The 3,069-nt window shown below is 62.4% G+C and carries 3 protein-coding genes; 2 read left to right on the top strand and 1 reads right to left on the bottom strand.

Going from position 1 to position 3,069, the window contains the following annotated elements; all coding sequences use genetic code 11:
• Nucleotides 1-774: cysteine synthase A (locus EOB36_RS33485; RefSeq protein WP_128286570.1), on the bottom strand; the 774-nt coding region annotated here is incomplete at its 3' end.
• A 213-nt stretch (nucleotides 775-987) separates the two neighbouring features.
• On the opposite strand from EOB36_RS33485, the gene EOB36_RS33480 reads away from it, so the two are divergent.
• Both EOB36_RS33480 and EOB36_RS33475 read left to right on the top strand, forming a co-directional pair.
• Nucleotides 988-1,809 (top strand): SDR family oxidoreductase, encoded by an 822-nt coding sequence (locus tag EOB36_RS33480; protein WP_128286569.1) that lies wholly within the window; start codon nucleotides 988-990, stop codon nucleotides 1,807-1,809.
• 98 nt (nucleotides 1,810-1,907) lie between these two features.
• Nucleotides 1,908-2,882, top strand: coding sequence for an alpha/beta fold hydrolase (locus tag EOB36_RS33475; RefSeq protein ID WP_127206116.1), 975 nt, complete (start codon nucleotides 1,908-1,910; stop codon nucleotides 2,880-2,882).
• Nucleotides 2,883-3,069: the final 187 nt, after the last annotated feature.

The following is a 3,069-nucleotide window of genomic DNA, read 5'->3' as shown; positions in this document are numbered from 1 at the left end:
GTCCTCATCTGGAATCTGGAAGGAGAAATCCGGCGTGAACCCCTCCAGATTGGCGGTGATCCGCCCCTGCCCGATGCCTTCGGTGATCGAGCTGCCTTCGGATTTCAACTCACCGCTGGTGTAGAAACTGTAGAGCGCCGCACCCAGCGGATCGGCGAGCGCGATCTTGACGTCCTTGCTCCTGGCCTTCAACCCAAAGGCGACGCCGGCCAGCGTTCCGCCGGAGCCGACCGCCGAGACGAAACCGTCGACCTTGCCGCCGGTCTGGGCCCAGATTTCTTCCGCCGTGGTGCGGGTATGGCCGTCACGGTTGGCAACGTTGTCGAACTGATTGGCCCAGATCGCGCCGTTCGGCTCGGACCTGGCCATCTGCTCGGCCAGACGGCCCGACAGTTTCACGTAATTGTTGGGATTCTTGTAGGGAACGGCAGGCACCTCGATCAGCTCGGCGCCGAGCAATTTGATCGTGTCCTTCTTCTCCTGGCTTTGCGTCTCGGGGATGACGATCACGGTGCGGTAGCCAAGCGCCTTGGCGACCAGCGTCAATCCGATGCCGGTGTTGCCGGCCGTCCCCTCGACGATGACCCCGCCCGGCCTCAAGAGCCCGCGCTGCTCGGCGTCGCGGATGATGAACAGCGCGGCGCGGTCCTTGACCGACTGGCCCGGATTCATGAATTCGGCCTTGCCCAGGATCTCGCAGCCGGTTTCTTCCGAAGCTTTGTTGAGGCGGATCAGAGGCGTGTTACCGATCGCTTCGATCACAGAACGGGGCATGGAGATTCCTTTATGCTTGCGGCGGAACCCTAGAAACCCGAAGCTTCGGTTTCAAGGCAAGAATTTGCCTGGTCCAGCGGCATTTCTGGGCTGCAATTCCTAAAACAGATGTCGCGTTCCAGCATTCGTTCGAAGCTTTCGCTGAAAAGCGCTCTTTTCATTCGATTTCTTCATCGCTAGAGCACAGGCTAAGAAAAAGTCGCAGGGCATAGCATGACTCTCTATCGGGCCAACCCGAAGCACGGCGTCGCCTGGATCACGGGCGGCAGCAGCGGCATCGGCCGTTCACTGGCCAAGGACCTTGCGGCTCAGGGCTATACCGTCGCGGTGACGGCGCTCGACGACGAACCGATCGACACGCTTGTCGTCGAGACGGCGCAGATGCCGGGCCGTGTCACGGCCTATCCCTGCGACGTCACCGACGAGAAGCGCATGGCAAAGACAGTCGCGGCGATCGAGAAGGATCTCGGCCCGATCGTCTTGGCCGTCTTCAATGCCGGGAACTATATTGCGACCGCCGGCGAAGATCTCACCGTCCGCGGGTTTCGCCAATCCTTCGATGTCAATTACTTCGGCATCATCAACGGCCTGGTGCCGGTCATCGAACGCATGCGTGTCCGCGCGCGCGGTCATGTCGTGCTGGTCGGTTCGGTCACCGCCTATTTCGGCTGGCCGACCACGGCCGCCTATGGCGGCACCAAGGCGGCGATCAATATTCTGGCTGAATCGCTGAAATACGACTTTGATAAGATGAACGTGCGCATCCAGGTGATGAAGCCGGGCTTCGTCGACACGCCGCTGACCGAGAAGAATTTGCTGCCGATGCCCGGGCTGATGCCCGTCAATCGCGCTTCGCGCCGCATGGCGCGCGGCATCAAATCCGGCGGCTTCGAAGTAACCTTCCCGCGCCGCTTGAGCTGGGGCCTGAAGCTGCTCAGCATCCTGCCGAGACCACTCTGCCGGTGGGTCATCAGCACCGCGACCCGCTGGAAGGCACGTCCGCTGAATTTCGACCGCAAGCCGCCGAGCGAATAAGCCGGCCATCAAAGTTGGCGGTCCAGCCGCCGGCAGGATGCCCGTTGCGTGTTTGCATTTTGCGGCCATAGGTTGAAAATTGTTACGTGGAGTCTGCAATGGGGCGACGGATCGTGCTTGCGGTACTGGGTCTCGCCGTCATTCTTGTCCTGGCCTTCATGCTTGGCCCACGCGTGCAAGCCGACACGACGATCCGCTTCGATCCTTCCGTGATCGGCGATGACCCGCAAGCCTATCTGGCACGCAACGAGGCTGCCGTACCGGGCATCTACGACGGGCTGGAGAAGGAGATCATCTGGGCCAACCCGATGGTTCATGCCAGGACGCCGCTCGCGATCGTGTACATCCATGGCTTTTCGGCATCGAAGGGCGAGGTTCGTCCACTGCCCGACGAGGTGGCCGACGAGTTGGACGCCAATCTTTACTACACCCGCCTCACCGGCCACGGACAGGGCGGTGCTGCAATGGCCGAAGGCAGCGTCAACGCCTGGATCAACGACTATGAGGAAGCGCTCGCCATCGGCCGGGCGATCGGCGACAAGGTGATCGTCATCGCTACCTCGACCGGCGGCTCGCTGGCGGCCTGGGCTGCGACCCAGCCGGGCGCATCGGATGGGGTGGCGGCCATCGCGTTCATCTCGCCGAATTTCGGCGTCAAGGCTTCCGGCGCCGAACTCCTGACCATGCCGTGGGGCCGAGCGATCGCCGAGCTGGTCGCCGGCAAGGAACGCAGCTTCGTGCCACGCAATGCGCTGCACGAGAAATTCTGGACCTACCGCTATCCGATCGCCGCGACGCTGCCGATGGTGGCGCTTACCGAGCTTGCCTATGGCGCGCCGGTGGAGAAGGCGACGATCCCTGCCCTGTTCATCTTTTCGGATTCGGACAAAATCGTGCGGCCCGACCGCACCCGCGAAATTGCCGGGCGCTGGGGCGCCGCGCACGAATTGGTGCCGGTCGACGATACCGGCGATCGGGACAACCACGTCATTGCAGGTGACGCGCTGTCGCCAGCAACGACGGCTTTCCTCGCGCAGCGCATCGTCGTGTGGGTAGAGGCGGTGGTGAAGTAGGTCTCAGGCGAAAAAGGCGACCGAAGCATCGCTCCGATCGCCTTTTCAATTGTGAGCAGCCGAGCCCCGATAGGCTCGGCCGGATGCAACTATGTGATTACGCAGCCCGCGCCGCTGGCCGCTTACCGCCGAAGCGGCGCTTGTTGTTGCCCTTGAACGGCTTGGCGCCTTCCTGCTTGCGCTCCCC

The organism is Mesorhizobium sp. M6A.T.Cr.TU.017.01.1.1 (genome assembly GCF_004023115.1).
GTDB classification, from domain to species: domain Bacteria; phylum Pseudomonadota; class Alphaproteobacteria; order Rhizobiales; family Rhizobiaceae; genus Mesorhizobium; species Mesorhizobium mediterraneum.
Note: the sequence above shows the minus strand (reverse complement) of the source record. Positions and strands in the feature narration are given on the sequence as shown.

What these genes read in the sequence shown, in the direction of transcription:
- EOB36_RS33475 (WP_127206116.1), top strand. Translation starts at nt 1,908, where the DNA reads ATGGGGCGACGGATCGTGCTTGCGGTACTGGGTCTCGCCGTCATTCTT.
- EOB36_RS33480 (WP_128286569.1), top strand. Translation starts at nt 988, where the DNA reads ATGACTCTCTATCGGGCCAACCCGAAGCACGGCGTCGCCTGGATCACG.